General features: G+C 71.0%; 26 protein-coding genes, 1 tRNA gene and 1 pseudogene. 14 read left to right on the top strand and 14 right to left on the bottom strand.

The genetic code is table 11. The features are described from left to right. The first annotated feature begins 16 nt into the window (after positions 1–16). Positions 17–214, top strand: coding sequence for an AlpA family transcriptional regulator (locus Q5425_RS19235; RefSeq protein ID WP_086838144.1), 198 nt, complete (start codon positions 17–19; stop codon positions 212–214). A 236-nt stretch (positions 215–450) separates the two neighbouring features. After that, entirely contained in the window at positions 451–1,401 is a 951-nt protein-coding gene (gene xerC / locus Q5425_RS19240; protein WP_308673629.1) for a tyrosine-type recombinase/integrase, read from the top strand. A gap of 39 nt (positions 1,402–1,440) precedes the next feature. On the opposite strand, the gene Q5425_RS19245 is transcribed toward xerC, so the two are convergent. Continuing rightward, positions 1,441–1,513 (bottom strand) — tRNA-Lys (locus Q5425_RS19245). 111 nt (positions 1,514–1,624) lie between these two features. On the opposite strand from Q5425_RS19245, the gene Q5425_RS19250 reads away from it, so the two are divergent. After that, the gene (locus Q5425_RS19250; RefSeq protein ID WP_308673630.1) at positions 1,625–2,161 is read left to right on the top strand and encodes an AAA family ATPase; all 537 of its coding nucleotides are present in this window, start codon (positions 1,625–1,627) and stop codon (positions 2,159–2,161) included. Positions 2,162–2,211: 50 nt separating this feature from the next. Here the strand turns inward: Q5425_RS19250 and Q5425_RS19255 are convergent, their stop codons facing one another. Beyond that, entirely contained in the window at positions 2,212–3,060 is an 849-nt protein-coding gene (locus tag Q5425_RS19255; RefSeq protein ID WP_308673631.1) for a hypothetical protein, read from the bottom strand. A 212-nt stretch (positions 3,061–3,272) separates the two neighbouring features. Here Q5425_RS19255 and Q5425_RS19260 point away from each other — a divergent pair, with 212 nt between their 5' ends. Beyond that, entirely contained in the window at positions 3,273–3,815 is a 543-nt protein-coding gene (locus Q5425_RS19260; RefSeq protein ID WP_308673632.1) for a DinB family protein, read from the top strand. A 4-nt stretch (positions 3,816–3,819) separates the two neighbouring features. Here Q5425_RS19260 and Q5425_RS19265 read toward each other — a convergent pair whose 3' ends face one another. Continuing rightward, positions 3,820–4,461 carry a TMEM175 family protein gene (locus tag Q5425_RS19265; protein ID WP_308673633.1) on the bottom strand — a complete coding sequence of 214 codons (642 nt, stop codon included), beginning with the start codon at positions 4,459–4,461 and terminating at the stop codon, positions 3,820–3,822. 68 nt (positions 4,462–4,529) lie between these two features. On the opposite strand from Q5425_RS19265, the gene pcaB reads away from it, so the two are divergent. After that, positions 4,530–5,936, top strand: a complete 1,407-nt coding sequence (gene pcaB, locus Q5425_RS19270) for a 3-carboxy-cis,cis-muconate cycloisomerase (RefSeq protein WP_308673634.1) — start codon at positions 4,530–4,532, stop codon at positions 5,934–5,936. A gap of 425 nt (positions 5,937–6,361) precedes the next feature. Continuing rightward, entirely contained in the window at positions 6,362–7,366 is a 1,005-nt protein-coding gene (locus Q5425_RS19275) for an SCO0930 family lipoprotein (RefSeq protein ID WP_308673635.1), read from the top strand. Positions 7,367–7,381: 15 nt separating this feature from the next. Here the strand turns inward: Q5425_RS19275 and Q5425_RS19280 are convergent, their stop codons facing one another. Next, on the bottom strand, positions 7,382–8,032 hold the full coding sequence (locus tag Q5425_RS19280; protein WP_308673636.1) for a DUF4383 domain-containing protein: 651 nt from the start codon (positions 8,030–8,032) through the stop codon (positions 7,382–7,384). A gap of 190 nt (positions 8,033–8,222) precedes the next feature. Here Q5425_RS19280 and Q5425_RS19285 point away from each other — a divergent pair, with 190 nt between their 5' ends. Then, positions 8,223–9,104 (top strand): hypothetical protein, encoded by an 882-nt coding sequence (locus Q5425_RS19285; RefSeq protein ID WP_308673637.1) that lies wholly within the window; start codon positions 8,223–8,225, stop codon positions 9,102–9,104. A 5-nt stretch (positions 9,105–9,109) separates the two neighbouring features. Here Q5425_RS19285 and Q5425_RS19290 read toward each other — a convergent pair whose 3' ends face one another. Next, positions 9,110–10,318: an alpha/beta hydrolase-fold protein gene (locus Q5425_RS19290; protein ID WP_308673638.1), complete on the bottom strand. Its 1,209-nt coding sequence runs from the start codon at positions 10,316–10,318 to the stop codon at positions 9,110–9,112. Positions 10,319–10,462: 144 nt separating this feature from the next. Further along, a complete protein-coding gene (locus tag Q5425_RS19295) occupies positions 10,463–11,425 on the bottom strand; it encodes an alpha/beta hydrolase (protein WP_308673639.1) in 963 nt (320 codons plus the stop codon). Between the two features lie 153 nt (positions 11,426–11,578). On the opposite strand from Q5425_RS19295, the gene Q5425_RS19300 reads away from it, so the two are divergent. Then, positions 11,579–12,028 carry a MarR family transcriptional regulator gene (locus Q5425_RS19300; RefSeq protein ID WP_308673640.1) on the top strand — a complete coding sequence of 150 codons (450 nt, stop codon included), beginning with the start codon at positions 11,579–11,581 and terminating at the stop codon, positions 12,026–12,028. Positions 12,029–12,050: 22 nt separating this feature from the next. On the opposite strand, the gene Q5425_RS19305 is transcribed toward Q5425_RS19300, so the two are convergent. Continuing rightward, positions 12,051–12,980 (bottom strand): patatin family protein, encoded by a 930-nt coding sequence (locus tag Q5425_RS19305; RefSeq protein ID WP_308673641.1) that lies wholly within the window; start codon positions 12,978–12,980, stop codon positions 12,051–12,053. 123 nt (positions 12,981–13,103) lie between these two features. On the opposite strand from Q5425_RS19305, the gene Q5425_RS19310 reads away from it, so the two are divergent. The 3 genes from Q5425_RS19310 to Q5425_RS19320 are packed head-to-tail and all read left to right on the top strand — an operon-like array spanning position 13,104 to position 16,659. Next, positions 13,104–13,646 (top strand): PadR family transcriptional regulator, encoded by a 543-nt coding sequence (locus Q5425_RS19310; protein ID WP_308673642.1) that lies wholly within the window; start codon positions 13,104–13,106, stop codon positions 13,644–13,646. After that, positions 13,643–15,655: an NADPH-dependent 2,4-dienoyl-CoA reductase gene (locus Q5425_RS19315; protein WP_308673643.1), complete on the top strand. Its 2,013-nt coding sequence runs from the start codon at positions 13,643–13,645 to the stop codon at positions 15,653–15,655. The genes Q5425_RS19310 and Q5425_RS19315 overlap by 4 nt, the downstream gene beginning before the upstream one ends. Positions 15,656–15,681: 26 nt before the next feature. Continuing rightward, a complete protein-coding gene (locus Q5425_RS19320) occupies positions 15,682–16,659 on the top strand; it encodes a prephenate dehydrogenase (protein WP_308673644.1) in 978 nt (325 codons plus the stop codon). 12 nt (positions 16,660–16,671) lie between these two features. Here Q5425_RS19320 and Q5425_RS19325 read toward each other — a convergent pair whose 3' ends face one another. After that, positions 16,672–16,881 carry an antitoxin gene (locus Q5425_RS19325; RefSeq protein WP_308673645.1) on the bottom strand — a complete coding sequence of 70 codons (210 nt, stop codon included), beginning with the start codon at positions 16,879–16,881 and terminating at the stop codon, positions 16,672–16,674. 23 nt (positions 16,882–16,904) lie between these two features. After that, positions 16,905–18,872, bottom strand: coding sequence for an FUSC family protein (locus tag Q5425_RS19330; RefSeq protein WP_308673646.1), 1,968 nt, complete (start codon positions 18,870–18,872; stop codon positions 16,905–16,907). A gap of 69 nt (positions 18,873–18,941) precedes the next feature. Between Q5425_RS19330 and Q5425_RS19335 the strand changes: the two genes are divergently transcribed. Continuing rightward, positions 18,942–19,391, top strand: coding sequence for an SRPBCC family protein (locus Q5425_RS19335; protein WP_308673647.1), 450 nt, complete (start codon positions 18,942–18,944; stop codon positions 19,389–19,391). Positions 19,392–19,499: 108 nt separating this feature from the next. Next, a complete protein-coding gene (locus tag Q5425_RS19340) occupies positions 19,500–20,267 on the top strand; it encodes a polysaccharide deacetylase family protein (RefSeq protein WP_308673648.1) in 768 nt (255 codons plus the stop codon). On the opposite strand, the gene Q5425_RS19345 is transcribed toward Q5425_RS19340, so the two are convergent. The 4 genes from Q5425_RS19345 to Q5425_RS19360 form a co-directional block, all read right to left on the bottom strand. Continuing rightward, complete coding sequence (locus Q5425_RS19345) at positions 20,264–20,743, bottom strand: hypothetical protein (protein WP_086843812.1); 480 nt, start codon at positions 20,741–20,743, stop codon at positions 20,264–20,266. The two genes, Q5425_RS19340 and Q5425_RS19345, sit on opposite strands and share 4 nt — an antisense overlap. After that, positions 20,740–21,345: a sigma-70 family RNA polymerase sigma factor gene (locus Q5425_RS19350; protein ID WP_308673649.1), complete on the bottom strand. Its 606-nt coding sequence runs from the start codon at positions 21,343–21,345 to the stop codon at positions 20,740–20,742. Before Q5425_RS19350 ends, Q5425_RS19345 begins: the two co-directional genes overlap by 4 nt. Positions 21,346–21,763: 418 nt before the next feature. Then, positions 21,764–22,483, bottom strand: coding sequence for an SGNH/GDSL hydrolase family protein (locus Q5425_RS19355; protein ID WP_308673650.1), 720 nt, complete (start codon positions 22,481–22,483; stop codon positions 21,764–21,766). Positions 22,484–22,548: 65 nt separating this feature from the next. Beyond that, positions 22,549–22,866, bottom strand: a complete 318-nt coding sequence (locus Q5425_RS19360) for an NAD(P)H-binding protein (protein WP_308673651.1) — start codon at positions 22,864–22,866, stop codon at positions 22,549–22,551. Between the two features lie 62 nt (positions 22,867–22,928). On the opposite strand from Q5425_RS19360, the pseudogene Q5425_RS19365 reads away from it, so the two are divergent. Next, a pseudogene (locus Q5425_RS19365) lies at positions 22,929–23,493 on the top strand (TetR/AcrR family transcriptional regulator). On the opposite strand, the gene Q5425_RS19370 reads toward Q5425_RS19365, so the two are convergent. Next, positions 23,490–23,978 carry a MarR family transcriptional regulator gene (locus Q5425_RS19370; protein ID WP_308673652.1) on the bottom strand — a complete coding sequence of 163 codons (489 nt, stop codon included), beginning with the start codon at positions 23,976–23,978 and terminating at the stop codon, positions 23,490–23,492. The pseudogene Q5425_RS19365 and the gene Q5425_RS19370 overlap by 4 nt on opposite strands. Between the last annotated feature and the right edge of the window lie 50 nt (positions 23,979–24,028).

The raw sequence follows: 24,028 nt of genomic DNA on the forward strand, positions 1-24,028 counted from the left end.
TCTGGAAGGGGGAGGCATGAACAACTACGCGGGGTTCAGTCGGTTGTGGACGGTCGAGGACGTCTCGAACTATCTCGGCGTCCCGGTTTCGACGCTGTACCAGTGGCGGACCAAGGGCTACGGTCCGGCCGGCCGTCGGATCGGCAAGTACGTTCGGTACCGGCCAGAGGACGTCAGTTCGTGGGTCGATCAGCTGTCGGATGAGGTGGCGTGATGCCTCGTCCTCAACTGGAGATCGGGACGTACGGGGAGATTCGCTACTCGGCAACTGCGAAGGGCTGGCGAGCTCGCGCGCTCTTCCGTGACTTTGACGGTCAGACGCGGGAGGTCGAGCGCTCCGGAAAGACGAAAGGCAAAGCGGCACAACGACTTCGGGACGCGATCCTCGATTGGTCGGGCTCGACGACCGGCGAGATCACCCGGGAGACCCGGCTCAAGGATCTCGCCGCTGTGTGGATCGAACAGGTCCAGCAAGACGTCCGGGAGGGCATCAAATCGCCGACGACCATCAACACGTATGAGTCCATCCTCAAGCGACACGTGGTCCCGGGGATGGGTGAGCTGCGGGTGCGCGAGGCGACGGTGATGCGGCTGGACCGGTTCCTTGGCGCGCTTCAGCGGACCGTCGGGGCGTCGACGGCGAAGACCGCGAGGAGGATGCTGGGCCTGGCCGCGCGGTACGACGCGATCGACAGCAACCCGACGCGGGACACCCGCCGTATCCCGAAGAGCAAGAAGAAGCCTCGCGCCTTGGACGCGGAGGAGCGCACGAAGTGGCTGGCGAGGGTCGAGGCCAACGAGAAAGCCCGGCGGTGGGACCTGCCGGACCTCTCGCGCTTCATGATGGCGGCAGGCGTCCGGGTCGGCGAGGCGCTGGCGACGTTCTGGGAAGACGTCGACTTCGTCGCGGGCACGGTGGACATCACGCACACGGTCGTCCGGGTCAAGGGTGAGGGCCTGCTCCGCAAGCCTCGGCCGAAGACGGAGTCGAGCATGCGCGCACTCCCCCTACCCTCCTGGGCGCTGACTCTGCTGGAGCGGCGGTGGGCGGAAGCGAACGCAGATGGCCGGCCTCTGGCTAGCCCGATCTTCGCCAGCACGACCGGCACGCTGCGGGACCCGAACAACGTCCTGCGGGTGCTCCGTGAAATCCGGGGATCGGACGACTTCCTCTGGCTGACGTCGCACAACTTCCGGAAGACGACGGCGACCGCCCTGGACGACGCGGGCGTCCCGACGCGGCTGATCGCGGATCACCTCGGCCACTCGCGGGTGTCGATGACACAGGACACCTACCTGGGCCGGAAGACGGTCGACCCGATCACGGCGCAAGCCCTCGAAGGGCTCTTGGATAAACCGTCGGACCCCAATTCCGGGGATAACCCGGGGAGCCGATCTTGACCGGTGGCGACTGACAGGCCGCTGACCAGGGAGTTTGAGTGGGCCGCCTGGGGCTCGAACCCAGAACCTACGGATTAAAAGTCCGCAGCTCTACCAATTGAGCTAACGGCCCGCTCCCTCAGTTTAGCCAGGTGCCCGGCGGGTGGTTGCACTCCGGGTCCGGCTCACGCTCCGGTGAAGGTCAAGACTGGTCCTTCGCCGGCCGGCTGGCCATGATGCCTGCATGCCAGGTTCGCTGCTCATCCTCACCGGGCCGCCCGGGGCCGGGAAGTCGACCGTGGCCCGGATGGTCACCGAAAACGCGTCGCGGGCTGCTGTGCACCTGCACACCGACAGCTTCTACGTCTGGATCCGGACCGGGTTCGTGCCGCCTTACCTGCCCGAGGCCGCCCGGCAGAACAAGGTCGTGCTCGGGGTGATCGCCGGGGCCGCCTGTGGTTATGCGCGCGGGGGCTACGACGTTGTTCTCGACGGTGTTGTCGGGCCTTGGGCCCTGCAGCCGTTCCGGGACGCCGCCGCGCGTGACGGTCTGGACCTCTTCTACGCCGTGCTGCGGCCGAGTCTCGAAGTCACCCTCGCGCGCGGGACCGCGCGGGACGCGCCGGAACTCACCGCCGTTGAGCCGCTGAAGGGCATGCATGCCGCGTTCACCGGGCTTGGCGACCTGGAACGGCACGTCATCGACACGACGGAGCAGACCGTCGAGGAGACCGCCGACGTGGTGCGGCGCCGGGCGCGGTCGGCGGCGTTCGCTCTGTAATCCCCTGTGGACGGACGCGCGGGGCCGGCCGGGCCCCGCGCGTCACGTCGTCAGCACTGGACGAAGAGACCCGTGTAGGCGGTGCACTTCTTCGACGCCTTGTCGTTGGCCGCCTCCGGGTCGGCCGGTGCGCTCGCCGCTCGCTGGGCCGTGGCCGTGAACGCGCCCCATGCGAAGAAACCGCCCTCGGACGTGAACTTCGCCGTCGCCGACGCGCCCGGGGCCAGCGTGCCGATCGCGCAGGTCAAGGTGGCTCCCGAGCGGGTGCAGCCCGTCATGGCGGCGATCGTGCGGCCCGAACCCGGGTTGGCCGTCACGCGGACGCCGGTCGCGGTGGCCGGGCCGGTGTTCGACACCTTGATGACGTACTCGACGCGGGCGACCAGGCCGGCGCGCGGGGTGGCGGTCAGGGCCACCTTGACGTCGGTCTCGTCCGGCGGGGCGATCGTGATGACTGGGCCGTCTTCGACGGCGAACGCGTAGTTGTCGCCGGCGAACTGGTGCTGGAGCGTGAACTGGCCGGGCTGGACGTCCTCCTGGACGCGCAAGGTGTACGTCACCGTCCGGCTCTCGCCCGCCCCCAGGTCGCCGACGCCGCCGCGGAAGCTGCTGAGGTACGGCGCGCACGGCGCGATCACCCCGGTGCAGGAGACCAGGTCCACCACGTCGGCGATCGGCTTTTCCTTGACGTAGAGCGCGGCCTTCGCACCCGTGACCGTGAAGTCCGCCGGGTTGGTCAACTGCTCCGTGACCGTGATCGTGTCGCCCGCGCGCACGGTGGTCGCGCTGATGTCGATCGTGCTCGCGGGCGGAGCCGCGGCGGCGATGGTGGGCGCCGCGCACAGGACCGCGGTCGTCAGCACGGCCAAAACGGCAGTTCTTCGTCCGGTTCGCTGCATGTGGGTGATCTCCTGGTTCCGAACCGAGGGGTGCCGCTCCGACCGGTGAAACTGGCGTGCGCAGCAGGGGTGACGAAGATCAGATCGCCGCACCCCGAGATTCGTTACCGGGTTCGCCAAACCGTGCTTGAACTGCGGTTTTGCGGCGGTTGCCCGGTCACCGACCGCGGGAGCGAACCGAAACTGTCGGACCCCTGTGGCACGCTCCGCACATGACCGAACACACCACCCCGGTGGCGCCGCCGCCCCGCCTGACCGGCGCCAGAATCGACCCGACGCCGGTCGCGGACGAGCGCCAAGCCCTGACCGAAAGCCTCGACTACTTCCGGCGCACCTTCGAGCTGAAATGTGCCGGTCTGGACCCGGCACAGCTGTCCGAACGCTCGGTACCACCGTCCACACTGACCCTGCACGGGCTGCTGCGGCACCTCACCGGCTGCGAACGCTGGTGGTTCCGCATCCAGTTCACGGGTGAGGACATCCCGAACCTCTACTACTCCGACGACGACCCGGAGCAGGACTTCACCGACCTCGGCGGCGACGTCGACGAGGCGTTCTCGTTGTGGCACGCGGAATGCGCGCGCTCCCGCGAGATCATTGCGGCCAGCTCGCTCGAGCAGACCGGCACCCGGCGCAGCACCGGCGAACCGTTCACCCTGCGCTGGCTGATGCTGCGCATGATCGGCGAGTACGCGCGCCACATCGGCCAGGCCGACCTGATCCGCGAGCGGATCGACGGCGCGACCGGCGAATGACGGCTCAGGCGGCTGCCGCGCGGCGGCGGAAGCGGAAGAGGGGGTTGGCCACGAGGGGTACGACGATCCAGCACGCATAGGCCCAGTGCGTGAAGAAGGCGACCGGGATCGAAACGGCGAAAGCGGCGATCATCGCGCCGATCCCGCGGTAGACCACGCCGAAGAGCTCCGGCGGGGTGTCCGCGCGGTAGAGGTGGTGCCGTTGGACCTGCCAGGTCATGAGGAGAAACAGCGTCAGCGCGACGACCTGCACGGCGGCGTAGAAGACGAAGCGGAACTCGAACGCGCCGTCTTCGGCGATCACCTTCGTGGCGAAGGGCATGATCACCTGCGCCAAGAGCCAGCCGAAGGTGAGGCGGGCGAGCCCGCCGCCGAGCTCGGTGACGTAGTTGAACAGGCGGTGGTGGGCGCGCCAATGGCCGCCGATGACGATGAAGCTGATCAGGAAGGAGACGTATTCGGACTGGTGATGACCGAGTGACCGCAGCAGTTCGGCGCTGGTGGCGCCCTCCGGCAGCGGCAGCTCGAGCGCGAGCAGCGTGATCGCGATGGCGACGACGGCGTCCGAGAAGAAGGTCAGCCGTTCGGCGGCGATCCGCCGGGGTTCGGTGCCGGCGGTGTCCTCACCGGACGGGGCGCTGGTCATGGCCGATGAGCGTGCCAGACCCGATCGTGCGGCCGTCGCCGAGGTCGGCCGCGTGCGATGCTGACGCCATGACCGTCGACCCCGATTGCGGACTGCTGTCCCCGGTGCGGGCCGGTACGCCTGCCGAAGCTTCGACCGGGGACGAGGCCTGGTTGCGCGCGATGCTCGACGCCGAGGCGGCGCTCGCGAGGGCGCAGGCGCGGCTCGGGACGGTGCCGCCGGAGGCCGCGGACGCGATCACGGAGGCCGCGGGCAACGCGCGGATCGACGTCGTCGAGCTGGCGCGCGGGGCGCGGGCGACCGCGAACCCGGTCGTCGGCTTGGTGAAGGCGCTGACGTCGGCTGTGGGCGAACTCGCGCCCGGTGCCGCCGAGTACGTGCACCGCGGCTCGACCAGCCAGGACATCTTCGACACCGCGATGATGCTGGTCGCCGACCGGACGCTGCGGCCGCTCGCCGACGACCTCGACACCACTGCCGAGGCACTGGCCGGGCTGGCCCGCGCGCACCGGGACACGACCATGGCCGGCCGGACGCTGACGGCGCACGCGGTGCCGACGACGTTCGGGCTCAAGGCCGCGGGCTGGCGGCAGCTGGTGCTGGACGCGGCCGTCCGCATCCGGCGCGTGCTCGACGGCGGGCTGCCGGTCTCGCTGGGCGGCGCAGCCGGAACGCTGGCGGCGTACGTCGAGTACGCGCGCCTGGCCGGCGACGCGGACGTCGGCGGCTATGTGGAACGGCTGACCGCTGCGTTCGCCGAGGAGACCGGGCTGGCCGCGCCGGTGCTGCCGTGGCACTCGCTGCGGACGCCGGTCGCCGACCTCGCCGGTGCGCTCGCGTTCGCCGCCGGGGCGCTGGGGAAGCTGGCCGTCGACGTCGAGACGCTCAGCCGGACCGAGCTGGGCGAGGTCGCCGAACCGGCCGCCGATGGGCGGGGTGGTTCGTCGGCGATGCCGCACAAGCGGAACCCGGTGCTCGCGACGCTGATCCGCTCGGCCGCGCTGCAGGTGCCGGTGCTGGCCGCCGGGGTCACGCAGTCGATGCTCGCCGAGGACGAACGCTCGGCCGGCGTGTGGCACGCCGAGTGGCAGCTCGTGCGCGAGTGCCTCCGGCTGACCGGCGGGGCCGCGCACACCGCTGCCGAGCTCGCGCGCGGGCTCACCGCGGAGCCCGGGCGGATGCGGGCGAACCTGGCGTCGACGCACGGGCTGATCGTCTCCGAGCGGCTCTCCGCTGTGCTCGCGCCGCTGCTCGGCAAGGCGAAGGCCAAGGAACTGCTGGGCGAGGCGTCCCGTCAGGCGGTGCGCGAAGACCGGCCGCTCCGCGACGTGCTGGACGAGCTGCCCGCCATCACCGGCGTGCTGACGCCGGCCGCGCTGGACGAGCTGCTCGACCCCGCCGGCTACACCGGCGCGGCGGCCGCGCTGGTCGACCGGGCCCTCGGCAGCAAGCCGAACCCGAGGGCTTCGGAGTAGCAGTCACGCCCCGGGGGTGTGGCTGGCGGGCGGGCCACCGCGACGGTGGGAGCTCCCGGCACGGGCGGCCCCGCCGCACCGGCGGGCTGGACGCACCGGCGGGCTGGACGCACCGGCGGGCTGGACGCACCGGCGGGCTGGACGCCCAGGCCCCCGGCGGCCGAGCACCCTGGCCACGGCAGCCCTACCCAGACCCCCAGCGGCCCGAGCACCCTGACCACGGCAGCCCTACCCCAGTCCCTACTGGCTCCACCAGTCCCCGACGGCCAAGCCGCGCAGCTCAGGCGGTCCCCGTCGGCGCCGGCCCGCCCCTCGACCAACCTCGGGGAAAATTCTTTGAACCGCCTCCGCCACGGGTCCGTGTAGTGGGTATCAAGCAGCCGCACCGAGCGGCGGGAAATCCAACGGACACAAGGAGAACTTCCATGCTTCGCACGCGCATCGCCGTCTCCGTCGCCGCGGCGGCAGCCGGGCTGGCAGTGCTCACCGCTTGCTCGGGTGTCGAGACTGCTCAGCCGGTTGTCGCTCCGGCGGCGGCCGGTGGCACCGGGGGCGGCCAGGCCGCCAACGGCCAGGTGGGTAACGCTGCTCCGGCGTCGAACGAATCGAAACTGGTCGTCGCCGACGTCGCCGATGTCGGGCAGGTGCTCACCGACCAGAACGGCATGACCCTCTACCGGTTCGACAAGGACACCGCCAAGCCGCCGAAGTCCAACTGCGACGGTGACTGCGCCAAGGCCTGGCCGCCGATGCTGGCCACCGGGGACGTGCAAGTCCAAGGCGTCGACAAGAACATGGTCGGGAAGGTGACGCGCTCCGACGGGACCGAGCAGATCACCGTCGGCGGGTGGGCGCTCTACCGCTACGCCAAGGACACCAAGGCCGGCGACGCGACCGGCCAGGGCGTCGGTGGCGCCTGGTACGCGGCGAACGCCAAGGGCGGGAAGGCCGGGCAGGCCGCCGCGGCCGGCTCCGAAGCCGGTGCCGTCAAGCTCAGCGCCAGCAAGATCGACGGCCTCGGCGACGCGATCGTCGACCAGAACGGCATGACGCTCTACCTGTTCCAGAAGGACAGCAAGAAGGCCAAGACGTCCGCCTGCAACGGCGACTGCGCCAAGACCTGGCCCGCGGTCCTCTCCAACGGCAAGGTCGAGCTGCAGGGCATCGACTCGAAGCTCCTCGGCAGCGTCAAGCGCGCGGACGGCACCGAGCAGGTCACCATCGGCGGCTGGCCCGTCTACACCTTCTCGAAGGACACCAAGCCGGGCGACGCGAACGGCCAGGGCGTGAACGGCACCTGGTTCGTCATCGAGCCCGCCGGCTGCAAGGTCGGCAGCAACCCGGCGACCGCTGCCGGCCAGCAGCAGGCTCCGGCCGGCAGCGGTGCGGGGACCAGTGACTCCTCCGGTTCCGGTGGCACCACCTACTGAACGACCCCGAACTTCCTAGTGGGCGAGGCCCGGCGGACGCTCTTCGTGAGTGACCTCCGGGCCTCGCCCCTTGTGGTCACGACGCAGGAACGACCGGCGGCGCGGTTCGCCGGTCGCCCCGTCGGTGCGGTCGGCGTCGGTGCGGTCCATGATTTCGGTGCGGTCGGTGGTGCGCTGCTCGGCCACCGTCGGCTCGTCGGCCGTCTCGTCTTCGGGCAGCAGGATGGTGCGGCGGGCGGGCAGCACCGCGATCAGCAGACCGAGCGCGGCGACGCCGAGGTGCAGCCAAGTGTCGGCGCGCCCGAGGTCCATCGGGTTGCCGGCGTTGGCGAAGGGGTTGGTCGCGATGAGGCCGTCGATCATCAGGCCCCACACGAACAGCAGGCCGTAACCGATGAACAGCAGCCAGCCGAACACCCGCGCGCGGCCCGAGCCGAACGCCAGCAGCAGGCCGACCACACCGGTCACGACGCGGACGAGGCTCATCAGCGGATTGCCGGAGAACCTCCAGAACCCGGCTTCGTTGTGGCCGGCGAAGTTGCCGAAGCCGGTCCTGGTCAATCCGATGATGCCGACGACGAGGAACGCGATCCCGGCCAGTCCGGCCAGCACCTGCGCCGGCTGCAGGCCGCGGACCCGGATGCGTGCGCCTTTCGCGTGAACCATGACTCCAGTCCTTCCCAGCGGGTGGTGACGATTGTCACCGCGCTGGGGTACCCCGCGAACACGGTGAGCGAAACGATCCTGCTTGCCCGCAGGCCGCCTGCGCGTTCCCGGATCCGGGCCCCTTCGAGAGCTATCCCACAAACCGGCCCGATCCGGCGAACAGCGCGCGGCCTTCCCGGCAATCCGGATCATGCGCAAGCTGAGCGGCATCTTCCTGGTGGGGCTGTGCCTGGGGGCGGTCGGCGCGGTGGTGGTGACGGCCAGTCACAGCGCCGCCGCGCCGATCGCGGTCACCGAAGCCGTGCCGACGATCTCCGCCTCGCCGAGTTCGCCACCCGCGGAACCGGAACCGGCCCCGACATCCGAGCCGCCGGCGACGCCGACCCCGGCGCCCAAGACCGAACCCGCCGCGGTGGACGCCGCCGCGGTGGACAAGCTGGTGCGCGGCGGCAACGTCAGCGCCGTCGTGTTCGACCGGGAGCGCGGCGCGGCGACCGTCTCGGTGCACGCGGACCGCGGGTACACCTCGGCGTCGCTCGTCAAGCTGCTCATCGCCCTCTCGGCCCTCGAGCGCGGCGGTCCCGTGGCGGACGTGCAGCGGATGCTGTCCCGCAGTGACGACGAGCTCGCGAGCCGGTTCTGGGTGACCTACGGCGGCACGTCGATCGTCACGCGCTGGGCGGCGAAGATGGGCCTCACCGGCACCCGGCCGCCCGCGGATTCCGGCCGCTGGGGCGACACGCGCCTCACCGCGTCGGACGTCGTGCGGATTTACCAGTACCTGCTGGACCACAAGTCGAGCACGATCATGACGGCGCTGCGGGACGCGACCGAGCGGGGGTCCGACGGGTTCCGGCAGTACTTCGGCATCCCGGACGCCGCCGCGGGGCGTGCGTGGGCGGTGAAGCAGGGCTGGTCGTGCTGCGGGCCGACGCGGATGCTGCACACCTCGGGTGTGCTCGGCGACGACAGCCGCTACATCGTGGTGGTGCTGAGCGAGCACCCCGTCAAGGTCGACTACGCGACCGCGTCGAAGCGGGTCACGGAGGTCGTCTCGACGTTGCTCGGCTGAGCGGCCTACTGGTCGGTGTCGGCCAGTGCGCCGGGCGCGCCCGAGCGGGGCAGCGGCCACGGCAGCACGCCGCCGGTGGTGTCCAGCTGCCGCCCGGCCGGGGACGGTCCCGTCGAGTGGGCGCCGATCCACCCCAGTACGTCGGGGAGCTGGGACTTGAAGGTGTTCATGTTGTGCCCGGCGTCCTTGATCCGCCACGACGAGAACTGGACCGGCGGCCGCGCCGCCGCGCGGATCTGGTCGATCGCGAAGCTCTCGTAGCTTTCCTTCTCCCCCGAGATCGCCAGGATGTCCACCGGCGACGGGTGCACGCGCACGTTGATCCGGACGTTGTTGGCGTCGTTGATGTCCTGGCGGCCGTGGAACAGGTCCTTGGTCTCCGCGTCGACCTGCGCCTTGTCGTAGCCGCTGACGCTGACCGCCTGGCCGTACCACTGGGGGTGGCGGGTCACCAGGTTCATCGCGCAGTACCCGCCGGACGACCAGCCGGCGAACGTCCACGCGCGCCGGTTCGCCGCGACGCCGAGCTTCTGCAGCGCCCAGTCGCGCAGGTCCGCCGTCAGGTACGTGTCGTTGGCCGTGCCGTCGACCTCGTCGACGCATTCCGTGTCGTGGCCGACCTTCGGGACGCCGATCGCGTCCGGGACGATCACCACCGTCGGCGGCAGGACGTGCTTGGCGATCGCCGCGTCGAGCTGTTCCGGCAGGTGGTAGCCGCCGGTCACGACCTCGGGGCCGGACGGGTAGTTCGGGATCCATTCGATCGCCGGGAACCGCAGGTCCTTGTACGCCGCGTCGAAGTACTGCGGCGGCAGGTAGACCGTGACGTCGCGGGTGATCTTCGTGCGCCGCCCGGTCACCTTCATGTGGACGACGGTTCCCTTGCCCTCACGGGCGTGCGCCACGCCGGTGTCGCGCAGCTTTTCGAGGTCCTCGCCGTTCTGCGCCGCTTCGGCGTCGGTTCCCTGCGCCGAATAGACGCCGGTGCCGAGCAGCGACCCGACCGTCGGGAAGAACCCGCCGATCATGTTGCCCGCCATGCCCGTGCTGAGCACCAGCAGGACGACGGCGAGCAGGATCGTGGCGCTGCGCCACAGCCGCTTGCGCTTCCAGCGGTCCCAGAACCACGGGACCGCGATGATCGCGAGCAACGTCAGCACGACCACCACGATCATGTTGACCGGCGAGTCGAGCCGGATGCTGCTCAGGTGCATGGCAACGGTCCTTCCAGGCGGGCAGAAATGCGCGCCCGGATCGCGGGACTCGCGTATATATCACGTCTGAGCCCCCTCGCACGTTGCGACCCTGTGAGGTCTGTCATAGGGCCGCAACGTGCGGTGCACTCAGCGTTTTCTCAGTTATTTCGCCAAAGCGCGGGACAGCACGGTGACGGCCTGGGTGATCGCCGCTTCGGCCGCGTGGGTCTCGCGGAGGGCGTTGACCATCACGAAGTCGTGGATGATCCCCTGGTAGCGCACGGCGGTGACGGGAACACCGGCCTGACGCAGCTTCGCCGCGTACGCCTCGCCTTCGTCGCGGAGCACGTCGGCTTCGCCGGTGATCACCAGGGCCGGCGGCAGCCCGGCGAGCTCGTCGAGCGACGCGCGCAGCGGCGACGCCGTGATTTCCGCGCGCTGGGCGGGGTCGGTCGTGTACTGGTCCCAGAACCACTGCATGCCTTCGCGGCCGAGGAAGTAGCCTTCCGCGAACTTCAGGTACGACTCGGTGTCGAAGCTGGCGTCGGTGACCGGGTAGAAGAGCACCTGCTGCTTGAAGGTGACGTCGCCGCGCTGCTTCGCGAGGATCGTCAGCGCCGCGGTCATGTTCCCGCCGACGGAGTCGCCGGCGATCGCGATGCGCGAGGTGTCGAGGCCCTTCTCGGCCCCGTGCTGGGCGACCCACTTCGCCACGGCGTAGTTCTCCTCGATGGCGATCGGGTAGCGCGCCTCGGGCGAACGGCTGTACTCGGGGAAGACGACGGCGGCGCCGACGCCGGCCGCCAGCTCGCGGACCAGCCGCTCGTGGGTGTGGAAGTCGCCGAACACCCAGCCGGCGCCGTGGATGTAGACGATCACCGGCAGCGGGCCCTCGACCCCGGCGGGCCGGACGATCCGCGTCTCGACGTCGCCGTTCGGGCCACCCGGGACGGCCAGCACCTCGATCTCGGCGGCGGGCATGGCGACCTCGCCGTCCTGGACGCCGTCGACGGCCTTGCGGCCCTCCTCCGGCGCCAGCTGGAACAGGTACGGCGGCTGGTCGGTGGCCTCGGCGAACGCCTGCGCGGCCGGTTCGAGCGCCAGGTTGTGCGGGTTGGCGGTCATGTCGTTCTCCTCGGGGTGGAAGCTGGTAACCCGAAGGTAGCTCGCAACTCAGTTGCGCACAACTAATTTGAGGCCGATGAGATGCAGCGCACTTTGGTTGCCGCGCAGCCGCCGGTCGAGGACCATGGCGGTCAGGAGAGAGAGGAGAGCGCCATGGCATCGCTGCGGCTGGACGACCAGCTCTGCTTCGGGCTGTACTCGGCGTCGCGCGCGGTGACGTCGCTGTACCGGGTCGTCCTGGAAGAACTCGATCTGACCTATCCCCAGTACCTCGTCATGCTGGCGCTCTGGGAAGAGGACCACCGCTTGGTCAAGGAGCTCGGCGCCGAGCTCAACCTCGATTCGGGCACGCTCTCGCCACTGCTCAAGCGGCTGCAGACCGCGGGCCTGGTGGTCCGGAACCGGCAGGCCGACGACGAGCGCTCGGTGCGGGTCAGCCTCAGCGAAGCCGGCAAGGCACTGCACGAGAAAGCGCGGGGCGTTCCCGACGCGATCGGCGCCGCGATGAACCTCGACGAAGCCGGGCTCGCCCGCATGCGCGCCGAACTGGACCGGTTGACGGAGTCGGTCAACCGCTACCGGGAGGCGTTGTCGCCGGCGTGATCGGCGGCGTCGCGCGCACGCCTCAAGACGCTTCGCGCAGTCCTTCCAGCACGTCGAGGACCGCGTCTTTGCCCAGGTCGACGGCCTTGCGCAGCACCTCGGGGTCACGCTCCAGCACCGCCACGTCCGGCGCGCCGCCCGGCGGGCGGATGCTCAGGATGCGCGGGTCGGCCGCCAGGGCTTCTTCGTCCTCGACGTCCCGCCGGTAGGTGTCCTGCCAGGCCGGGATCGCACCGGGCGCCTGGCGGCGCAGGAACCGCGGCACGACGACGTCGTGCACCCGCGGCGGCCGCACCGGCAGCTCGTCGGCGCGGCGGGTGCGCAGCACCAGGACGTCGGTCGCACCCTGGGCGAGCGCGGTCCGGTACGGGATGGGCTCGGCCACGCCGGCGTCGACGAACCGGCGGCCGGCCAGCGGGATCGGCGGCCCCGCCAGCACCGGCATGCACGACGACGCGGCGAGCGCGACCTTGACCGCGTCGACGTCGTCGAGAAAGGGGTGCAGGTCGGTCGACTCCCCGGTGTCGGCGTCGGTGGCGAGCGGGTGGAACGTCACCGGGTTGGCCAGGATCGCCGGGAAGTCCATCGGCTCCAGCACCGAATAGACCTGGTGGACGAGGTATTCGAGGTCGATCACCGCGCGGCCGCGCAGGGTGTGCAGCGGGTTGATGATCCGGCGCATGACGACGGGGTTCCACCAGGTGCGGACCCCGGTCGACGACCGGCCGCAGAGCAGCCAGGCGCCGTTCAGCGCGCCGGCCGACGAGCCGTAGACGGCGTCGAACGCTTGCGTGACGCCGAGCTGGTCCAGCGCCAGGACCATGCCGCTGGAGTAAGTGCCGCGGCTGCTGCCGCCCTCGATGGCGAGCGCGAGGCGCCGTCCGTCGGTGCGTTCTCCCGGGACACTGCCCGCCGCCAGCCGTCCGGAGATCAGTTCGAGTACCGGGTGCACCCCTCCATCCTGGTCTTTTCCGCCCGATCGTCGACCCGTTTTGTGCCACCTGACGCCGAGCTTTCACGTGAAAGCTGCCACGTCGGGGTTGCTTTGCAACTGGGTGCATATGAAACTGGGTGCATGGCACTGGAGCACGCGATCCTCGTCTCGCTGTCCGAGCGCGCCGGTTCGGGTTACGAGCTCACGCGCCGCTTCGAGAAGTCGATCGGGCTCTTCTGGAGCGCCAGCCACCAGCAGATCTACCGCGTGCTGAAGCGGATGGAAGAGGCCGGCTGGGTCGCCGTCGACGTCGTCGCGCAGTCGGGGCGGCCGGACAAGAAGGTCTACACGGTCAGCGAGAGCGGCCGCGCCGAACTCGTCCGCTGGCTGGCCGAGCCGGACCCCTCGGCCGGACCGGTCGAGCTGGCCGTGAAGATCCGCGGGGCGACCTTCGGGGATCCCGCGAAGGTGGCCGAAGAGATCGTCCGGCACCGGTCGGCCCACGCCGGACGCCTCGACGTCTACCGCCGGATCGAGCAGCGCGACTTCCCCGCGCCCGCCACCCTCCGCGGTCGGCACCTGCACCAGTACCTGGTCCTGCGCGGCGGCATCCGCGTCGAGGAAGGCCAGGTCGAGTGGTTCGACGAAGTCCTCGCCGCCCTCAACCCGAAGGACGCCCGATGAGCCCGTACCCGAACTTGCTGGCCCCGCTGGACCTCGGTTTCACGACGCTGCGCAACCGCGTCCTGATGGGCTCGATGCACACCGGCCTCGAGGACAAGGCCGCGCACTTCCCCGAACTGGCCGAGTACTACGCCGAACGCGCCCGCGGCGGCGTCGGGCTCATCGTCACCGGCGGGTTCGCGCCGAACCGCACCGGCTGGCTGCTGCCGCTCGCCTCCAAGCTGACGACGTCCGCCGAGGCGCGGCAGCACCGGCAGCTCACCGCGCCGGTGCACGAGGCAGGCGGCAAGATCGCGCTGCAGGTCCTGCACGCCGGCCGGTACGCCTACCACCCGCTGAGCGTGTCGGCGTCGAGCATCAAGGCGCCGATCAACCCGTTCCGGCCGCGCGCGCTGACCGGCTACGGCGTGCGTCAGCAGATCCGCGCCTTCGCCGACTGCGCCGCTCTCGCGCGCGAAGCGGGCTACGACGGCGTCGAGATCATGGGTTCCGAGGGCTACCTGATCAACCAGTTCCTGGCCGAGCGCACCAACAAGCGCACCGACGCCTGGGGCGGCACGGCGGCGAAGCGGCGCCGGTTCGCCGTCGAGATCGTCAAGCGCACGCGGGAAAAGGTGGGCGACGACTTCATCATCATCTATCGGCTTTCGCTGCTCGACCTCGTGCCGGGCGGCCAGCGCTGGGAGGACGTCGTCGCGCTGGCCAAGGAGGTCGAAGCCGCCGGCGCCACGATCATCAACACCGGCATCGGCTGGCACGAGGCCCGGGTGCCGACGATCGTGACGTCGGTGCCGCGCGCCGCCTTCACCTGGGTGACCGGAAAACTGAAGCCGCACGTGGGCATCCCGGTCGTCACGTCGAACCGGATCAACATGCCGCAGGTCGCCGAAGCAGCGCTGAGCAGCGGTGACGCCGACCTCGTGTCGATGGCCCGGCCGTTCCTCGCCGACCCGGAGTGGATCCGCAAGGCCGAAAGCGGCCGTGAGGACGAGATCAACACCTGCATCGCCTGCAACCAGGCCTGCCTCGACCACGCCTTCAAGCGCAAGCTCGTGTCCTGCATGGTGAACCCGCGTGCGGGCCACGAGACGACGCTGACGCTGTCGCCGACGCGGCGCTCCAAGCACGTCGCCGTCGTCGGCGCCGGACCCGCCGGGTTGGCCGCGGCGACCGCGCTGGCCGAACGCGGGCACCGCGTCGAGCTGTTCGAAGCCGACGACGAGATCGGCGGCCAGTTCGGCATCGCGCGGAAGATCCCCGGCAAGGAGGAGTTCGCCGAGACCATCCGCTACTACCAGCGGCGGCTCGAAGTGACCGGCGTGAAGCTGCACCTCGGCACCCGCGCGACGCCGGCCGATCTGACCGGTTTCGACGAGGTTGTGCTGGCCACCGGCGTCACGCCGCGGGTGCCGTCACTGCCCGGGATCGACCACCCCAAGGTGCTGTCCTACGTCGACGTCGTGAAGCACGGCAAGCCGGTCGGTGAGCGGGTCGCGGTGCTCGGGGCCGGCGGCATCGGCGTCGACGTCAGCGAGTTCCTCACCCACGCCGGTTCCCCGGCGCTCGACCTCGGCGCGTGGATGGCCGAATGGGGTGTCACGGACCCGGAACAGGCGGCGGGCGGGCTCGGCACACCGAAGCCCGAGCCGTCACCGCGGCAGGTTTTCCTGTTGCAGCGCAAGAAGTCCGGGATCGGTTCCGGGCTCGGCAAGACGTCCGGCTGGGTGCACCGGGCGGCGCTCAAGGCCAAGCGCGTCGAGCAGCTCCCCGGCGTCACGTACGAGCGGATCGACGACGACGGCCTGCACATCACCGTCGACGGCCAACCGCGGCTCCTCGAGGTCGACACGGTCGTGGTGTGCGCCGGCCAGGAGCCGGTCCGCGACCTCGCCGACGACCTGCGGGCGGCCGGGCTGCCGGTGCACCTGATCGGCGGCGCCGACATCGCCGCGGAGCTCGACGCGAAGCGCGCGATCGACCAGGGAACCCGGCTCGCCGCCGCGCTTTAGCCCGTGAGGCGTCCGGCACTGGCAGGATGAACCCCGTGCGAGACGTATGCGTGATCGGGCTCGGGCTGATCGGCGGGTCGCTGCTGCGCGCGGCGGCCACGAGCGGCCGCACCGCGTGGGGTGCCGCGGTTTCCGAAGTGGACGCCGATGCGGCGAGCAGAGCGGGCTTCGACGTCACGACCGACGTCGAAGCGGCCCTGCACCGGGCCGCGGCCGAGGACGCGATGGTCGTGCTCGCCGTGCCGCTCCCGGCCGTCGAAGACCTGCTGCGCCTGGTCAACCAGCACGCGTCGCACTGCCTGCTCACCGACGTGACCAGCGTGAAAGCGCCGGTCCTCGACGCGGTTCGCCGTCGCGTGCCCTACACGCGATACGTCGGCGGGCACCCGATGGCCGGGACGTCGAACTCCGGCTGGCTGGCCGGGGACGGCTCGCTGTTCCAGGGGGCCGCGTGGGTGGTCACCGTCGAGGAGGACACCGACCTCGAAGCCTGGGCCGAGGTGGCGAAGCTCGTGCTGGACGTCGGGGCGCACGTCGTCCCGCTGCCCGCGGAGTCGCACGACGAGGCCGTCGCCCGGATCTCGCACCTGCCGCACCTGCTGGCGGCGATCCTCGCCACCATCGGCGCCGAGGGCGGCCCGCTGGCGATGTCGCTCGCCGCCGGGTCCTACCGCGACGGCACGCGTGTCGCGGGCTCGAACCCGCAGCTCGTCCGCGCGATGACCGAAGGCAACCGGGACGCGCTGCTGCCGATCGTCGACGAGGCGCTCGGCCGGCTCGGCGCCGCCCGCGGCTCACTGGCGTCGACCGGCGGGCTGGCGGCCACGATCAACGCGGGGTACGAAGGCGCGCAAGCACTGGCGGCCGGCCTCGACGTCGAACGGGCCGGTGTCCGGATCAGCCTGACCGCGCCGGACGCGCGGCAAGGCCTGATCGCGCTCGGCGAGCGCGGCGGCCGGATCACCGGCCTCTCGGACGGGATTGCGACCGGCGAGGTCCAGTAGCCAGTCCAGTAGCTACTGCGCCGGCGGCTGGTCCGGCGTGCTGTCGAACTTGTTGATGAAGTCCTTCGCCTTCTCGACACCGCTGTCGATCTGGCTGTCGTGCCCGGCGAACTTCGACTTCGCGAAGCCGGCGGCCTTGTCGAGGCCCTCCTCGATCTTGTCGTTGTGCTCGCGCAGAGCCTCTTCGGCTTTGCCCTTCAGCGCCTCGAAGTCGATTCCCATGGGTGCATTGAACCGCACGGTCCTCAGGTGCGCCGGTGGTAGGGCAGAAACCGCCGGACGAGCCGCAGCGGCGCGTGTTCCACCAGGTCGGGGCCGCGGACGGCGTCGAACGCCGACTCCAGCTGGTCGACCACCCCGGACAGCCGCGGTGCGTCCGGCAGCGGCATCGACCGCGGCTCCCGCTGTTCTCGGACGGCCGCCGCGAGTTCCCCGAGTGCGGCCGTGAGCAGCTCGACGTCGGCGGGTTCCGGCGGCGGCACGCCCCGCCCGATCGTCACGCCGACTTCGGTGACGGCGTCCGCGACGCGCTCCTGCGCCGTGATCACCGGCCACCACGCCACCGCCTGGCGGCCGTTCGCGGACGGCTCGACGACGACCTGCTGGAACGCCGTCCGCAGGTCGGCCAGGGCCCGGTAGGCCCCGCGCCGCGCCCGGGACCGCGCCAGCCGCGCCTCCCCCGACGACGCTTCGACCAGCGCGGCTCGCACGTACTTCGCGACCGCGTCCAGCCCGTCGGCGAGCCGGCCGCCGACCTGGGGGCGCCGGCTGCCCGGCCACAACAGGTAGCCGAAGACGAGGACGATCACGCAGCCCAGCACGGTGTCGATCAGCCGCGCCAGCACCACGCTCCAGTTGCCGGTGTGGGCCAGGCCCATCTGCAGGATGATCAACGGCGTCACGAAGGCGCTCTGGATGCCGTAGTTGCGCACCTTCCCCACCGCGATGCCACCGGCGAAGACGGCGCTGAGCACCACCAGGACCCAGCCGTTCGCCCCGAGGCCGAGCACGGCGGCGCCGATCCCGACGCCGATGACCGTGCCGATGCCGCGCAGCACCGCGCGGCCGAAGACGGACCCGAAGTCGGGCTTGAGGACGATGCCGACGGTCAGGGTGATCCAGTACGACCGCTCCACCGGTACGAGCAGGCCGACGACCTCGGCGATCGCGACGCACAGCGTCAGCCGAAGCGCGGCGATCCAGGTCAGCGGGCCGGACGCGAGCGAGCCCGCCCACGCCCGCAGGCGGCGGTACCACGGCGTCGGCTCCCGGCGCTTGCGATCGTCGCCCTTGCCGATCCGGACCAGTCCTGCGTAGAGCGCGGCGAGGACCGGGTCGGGATCGTCGGGCGGCGCGGGCGGCGGGGACGGCAGCGGCTGACCGGCCAGCACCGCCGCCGAGAGCGCGACGAAGTGGTCGATGACGTCCGGGGCCGGGCGGCGGCCGGCGTTGACCATCGCCACCGAGGCCTCGACCGCGGGGGTGGTGGCCGAGAGCAGGTTGAGCAGCTGCCGGTAGGCGGCATCGCGGCCGGACAGCCAGGAGCGCGCGGTCAGCAGCTGGTCGTAGGCGGTGTTCATCGCCGTGGTCAGCCGGTGGCGGGCCACCCGCGAGACGGCTTCGTCGGTCGCCGACAGCATCGCGGCCAGCTCGACGTAGACGTGGGCGACGGCGGTGCGTTCGGGGCTGGTCGCCCGGACCGTCCAGGTGGCGAGCGCGACCAGGAAGCTCCAGGCGGCGCCGAGGCAGAACAAGCCGAACAGGACCTCGACGCGCACGCCGGTCGCGTGCTGCCCGGTGGCGAGCACGCAGAAGACGAACATCTGCAGCCCGGCGACCGAGGCGTTGCTCCCGGCCGCGCTGATCACCGCGGACACCGCGGCGACCAGGATCACCGCCGGCACCGACAGCGCCGGGGTGCCGCCGGTGAGCAGCCCGATGAGGTAACCCGCGGTGGCGGCGAGCGTCGCTCCGCCGAGCCGGCGGGCGCGGTAGCGGTAGGGCCCGGCCGATTCGGACAGCACGGCGGGCAGGGCTCCGGTAGAGACGAGCGCGCCGACGGCGATGTCCCCCGCGGCGTACGCGATCGCGAGCGGCACGGTCAGCGCGACCACGGCCCGGGCGACCATGTTCCACGGCACCGGCACCGGCGTGCTGCGCAGGAGCTGGACCAGCCAGTGCGGCGCGGCGAGGTCGGGGCGCGGCGTGCTCACCCCCTCATCTTGACCTACGCTGCGCGAGACGGATTAATTATCAGCCTGTCAACAACGCGGGAGGTTCCGGTGGGCCGCAAGTACTCGTTCGAGGTCAACCGCACGAGCACGGCTCCGCCGGAGGCGCTGTTCGCACTCGAAGCGGACGGCCCGCGCTGGGCGGAGTGGGGAAAGCCACTCATCGTCCAGGCCCGCTGGGCGCGGCGGGGCACCGAGGACCCGGACGGCGTCGGGGCCGTCCGCGAGGTCGGCCTGTGGCCGGTGCTGATCCGCGAGGAGACCCTCGAGTACGAGCCCGGCCGCAAGCACGTCTACGGCTTCGCGGGCGGTAAGCCGATCAAGGACTACCGCGCCGAAGTGCTCTTCACGCCGGCGGACGGCGGCGGCACGCACCTGCGGTGGACCGGCTCGTTCACCGAGCCGGTCAAGGGCAGCGGACCGGTGCTGGCCGCCACGCTCCGCACGGTGATCCGGCTGTTCTCGGCCAAGCTGGTCAAGGCGGCCGAAACCCGGCGCTGACCTGCGTGCGCCGGGCCACAGAAGATCGTCCGGCGCAACTTTCCGCCCCCCGTCCACGTCACTCTTTCGGGTGGTCTTCGCGATCACCTGCGAGAGAGGGGACGCGGGATGAAGCGAGTGGTGGCGGGATTGGCCGCGGTGGCGTTGGCGCTCACAGCCTGTTCGACGCACGGGCCGGACGAGCGGGAGTTCGGCACCAGCCAGCCGAACCCGGCACCCCAGGGCGTGAGCCCCGGCGCGAAGACGTCCGGGCCGTATCCGTTCGGCACGGTCCAGCAGAAGGCGCCCGCGATCGAGAACGGCCAGGTCCCGCTCGTCCGCCGGATCACCACCGGCAAGCCGTACGTCTTCCTCACCATGGACGACGGCGCCGTCAAGGACCCCGGCGCGCTGAAGCTGATGGAGCAGCACGCGACCCACCCGGTGCTGTTCCTGAACCAGAAGTACGTGCAGGGCCACGAGGCCTACTTCAAGCAGATCCTCGACGCCACCGGCGCCACCATCGGCGACCACACGGTCGACCACCCGAACCTCAAGGGCAAGCCCTACGAGTTCCAGCGGAAGGAGATCTGCGACGACGCCGACGACTTCCAGCGTGGGCTCGGCGTGCGCCCGGCGCTGTTCCGGCCGCCGTTCGGCAACTACGACCAGAACACGCTGCGCGCCGCGGCCGCCTGCGGGATGCGCGCCGCCGTGCTGTGGACGGCCGCGGTGAACGACGGACACGTCCAGTTCCAGTCCGGGGACAAGCTCAAGCCGGGCGACATCGTGCTGATGCACTTCCGCAAGACCTTCGCGCAGGACTACACGGCGTTCGTCGAGCAGGCCGAAAAGGACGGGCTGACCCCCGTCCCCCTGGCCGACTTCCTGGGTTAAAGCACGACCGTCGGTGTCACGACGGTCCGCCGGCACGACACGTCACCGAGGTGCACGAGGATCTGCGTCGTCCCGCGGGGCACGTTGTCGAGCACGAACCGGCCGCCTTCGTCGGCCGTCGTCGACGACGTGCCGTGCTCGGCGACCCGCACCTCGACGCCGTACTGCCCGGCGGGCACCAGCCAGCCGTCGATGCGGTGCAGCTTGCCCATCTTGGTCAGGTTGATCATCACCGTCAGGTCGCTGACGGTGAACGTGATCGTGCCGGTGCCCCCGCCGCGGACGCCGGCGAGGTTGTCCAGCCGTTCCCACCGCGCGACCTCGACATCGAGGTCTTCGAGGGCGAGCGCGAATTGGACCCGTTGCACCAGGTCGCCCGGTGGCGGGTCCAGTTCGTCGAGGAAGCGGCCGATGTCGGCCAGCAGCACGTCGTCACCGAAGGAGGCTTGGCCCCCCGGTGCCCCGAGGTCGTTCATCGGCTTCCCCCTTCACTGACGAGGAGATCTCGCATCTGGTCGAGGCAGCGACCCCTGGTCGGGCCGACACTGCCGCGCGGCATGTGCAACGCCTCGGCGACGAGCTGGTACTCCGCACGACCCGCGAGCACGGTCAGCCGGAGCAGTTCCTGACAGCGGTGGGGCAGCCGGACGAAGGCGCGCCAGACCCGGCGGTCGCGGTCGGCGCGGACGGCTTCGTCTTCGGGTGCCGGTTGGGTGCTCGGCATGGCTTCGGCGACTTCGTCGCTCAGCGGCACCGGCTGCATGCGACGGCCGAACGGGTGGGTGGCCTCGCGGCGGGTGGTGGTGATCAGCCAGGCGGCGAGGGCTTTGGGGTCGCGAAGCTTGCCCAGCTGGCTGAAGAGGGCGAGCCAGACGGTCTGGACGACGTCTTCGGCGACCGCGCGGTCGAGGCCGTTGCCCCGGGCGACGTGCCAGACGAGCGGGGTGAGTTCTTCGACGAGGCGGGCCATCGCCCGGCGGTCACCGTCTCTGGCGGCCTGCATGCACGCAGCGTGCAGCTCGGCGCCGGTCAGGCCCTCCCAAGGCGGATCTACCTCTGTGGTTTGCACGTCGGTCACCGTATCTGCCCCTCTTCGGAAGAGTCTTCGAGTCGGCATTGGCAGTATCGCGGGTCCTTCGGGGGGAAGGAGCGTGCAGGTGGATCTCGGATACATCAAGGTCACTTACTTCGTCGGTCGTGCACTACCGGTCAATGGCGATTCCGCGAGGTACCGGCCGACGCGGTGTGACCCGCGCCGACCGGTACTCCCCTCCCTCAAGGACCCGCTCCCCAACGGGCCCCGCCGGATGTCCCCTCCCCCGAAGGGCACCCGGCCGACGGTGTCCGGCAGCCCCCTCGGCTCCCGGCCACCGCGTTCACTCCGAACGCGACACCCCCTGTCGTGTTCCTCCGTGCTTGGCTGCTCCACAGGACGCAGTGAGGGGGCCGCCAGATACCCGAACCGGCGAACTTTTTTGGAAATCGACGCAGGGCGGCTAACTGATCACGGAACGTGCCAAGGTCCGGGCCCAGCGGGCGTAGCCGGCGGGTCCCGGGTGGAACCGGTCGCTCGCGAACGCGCCGGGGTCGAGCAGAGCGGGATCCATCGGGAGGTGCGTCACACCGGGGATGCGGCCGAGGGTCGAAGCGGCGGCGTCGAGGGCGGCGGAGCGGGCCGAAAGGACGTCACGCAGGGGACGCGGGAGAGCCGGGAAGCGGGACATCGGCGGCACCCCGGCCAGGAGGACGTCGGCCGGGCCGAGCCGACGGCGCAGCTCGAGCACCAGTTCCAGCAGGTCACGGCGGTAGCCCGCGGCCGTCCGGAGCTCGATGGTGTCGTTGACGCCGAGTGCGACCACGACCAGATCAACCGCAGGTCGGCCGGCGGCGCGAGAGCGCCTCGATTGAGGGTGGCGGTGGGGAGGAAGGCGGATCAGCGGGACCAGCTCGGCGCGGACGACCCGGGCGTTGGCGCCGGTCCGGCCGACCGCCTGCCAGCGCACCGCCCGGCCGTCCCGGGCCAGCTCGCGCGCGAGGCAGCCGGTGAGCGCTTCCTCGTGGTCCGCCGCGCCGACGCCGTCCACTGTGGATTCGCCGAGCACGGCCAGCCGGAACGGTTCGCCGTCGCCGGGGACGAGTCCCTCGGTCGGCCCCGCCGCGCCCGGGAGCCGCGGGGTCTTGCGCTTGACGTAGACAGCCTGAGCGAGGAGCACCATGGCTGAATTAGAACAGCGGCGCGAAGCGCCTCCGTTGAGGGCGGCGGCGGGGAGGAAGGTGGAGGTTAGCCGTGGGCGATCGAAACTTTCGCCCTGATCAGCGTGGGATCCGCCACGGCGTCCAGCAGGTACGCGGCGACGTCGGCACGGCGGATGGTGAACGTGCGGACGTTGCCGTCGAGCCGGCTCGCCCCGGCGTCGATCGCCGCGCGGGCACCGTCCACGCACACCGTGGTCGAGCCGCGGTCGCGGGAACCGACCGCCGAAATCACCGCGTCGCGGCCTTCGACGGCGGCCGCCAGCTTCTCGCGGTCCTTCAGCCCGGCGACCACGACCTCGGCCGGCAGCTCCAGCCGGGCGGGGTCGCGCACCACCGCCGTCACGTGCCAGCCGCGTTCCAGCGCCTGCTTGACGACCTCGCCGCCGACGCACTCAGGGAGCCACCATGGGAAGCCGCGAAGAGATCGTTGCCGCGGCCGCGAAGGTGATGCGCGAGCAGGGCTACGCCCACGCGACAACCAAGGTCATCGCGCAGACCGCGGGTTACTCGGAGGCGATGCTCTACAAAGCACTTCCGCGACAAGACCGACCTGTTCCTCAGCGTCATGAGCGAGGCGCTGCCCGCACTCGGCGCCACCCTGTCCGAGCTGACGGCCGACCCCGGCCGGGCGCCGCTGCGGGACAACCTCGTCCGCGTCGCCCGGCTGGGTCTCGCCTTCTACCTCGACGGGTTCCCGATCGCGGTCTCCGTCTTTTCCTCGCGCGAGTTGCTGCGGTCCCACCGCGAGCGGCTCGGCGAGCACGGCCCCCACGTGCTGCTGGGTGGCGTCGCGGACTACCTGCGCGCCGAGCGGGCACTGGGCCGGATCCAGGCGGGCACCGACGTCGAGGCGGCCGCGGCCCTGCTCCTCGGCGCGTGCTTCCACCAGGCGTTCCTGGCGACGTTCGAGGAGCGCGAGCCGGCGGACCGCGCCGAGCGGCTCGCGGACGTCCTGCTCGCCGGGCTCTAGGCGTTCTTCTCTTCGCGGAGCTTGTGCCAGCGCTCGTACATGCCGTTGAGCTCCTCGAGCATGAAGGACAGGAAGTCCCGCATCTCGGCCAGCCGCTTGCCGGACGGCGAGTCCTCGCCGAGGGCGCCGATGCCGCTCTCGGCCGCGTCGCGCCACATGATGATCATGCGGTCGCGCTTCAGGAACGTGGCGTACCAGAGGTCGTCGTAGAGCCGGTAGTGATCACGGCGCTCGCCGGGCTCGCGTTCCTTGGCGACCAGGCCGATCTGCTCGAGGTAGCGCACGGCGCCGGAGACGGCCGCCGGGCTGACCGACAGCTGGGAGGCCAGGTCGGCGGCGGTCAGCCGGCCCTCGTCGGTGGTCATCAGCGCGGCGAACACCCGCGCGGACATGCGTTGCATCCCGATCTGCGAGAGCACGAGCCCGAGGCTCTCGACGTAGCGGCGGACGGCGTCCTCGTCTCGTTTCGGGTCAGGCGTCGTCATCGGCTCATCCTCCCGTACCGGCCCCCCAAGATCACTCAATCTAGACATTT

It is taken from the genome of Amycolatopsis sp. A133, from assembly GCF_031082405.1.
Classification (GTDB): Bacteria; Actinomycetota; Actinomycetes; order Mycobacteriales; family Pseudonocardiaceae; genus Amycolatopsis.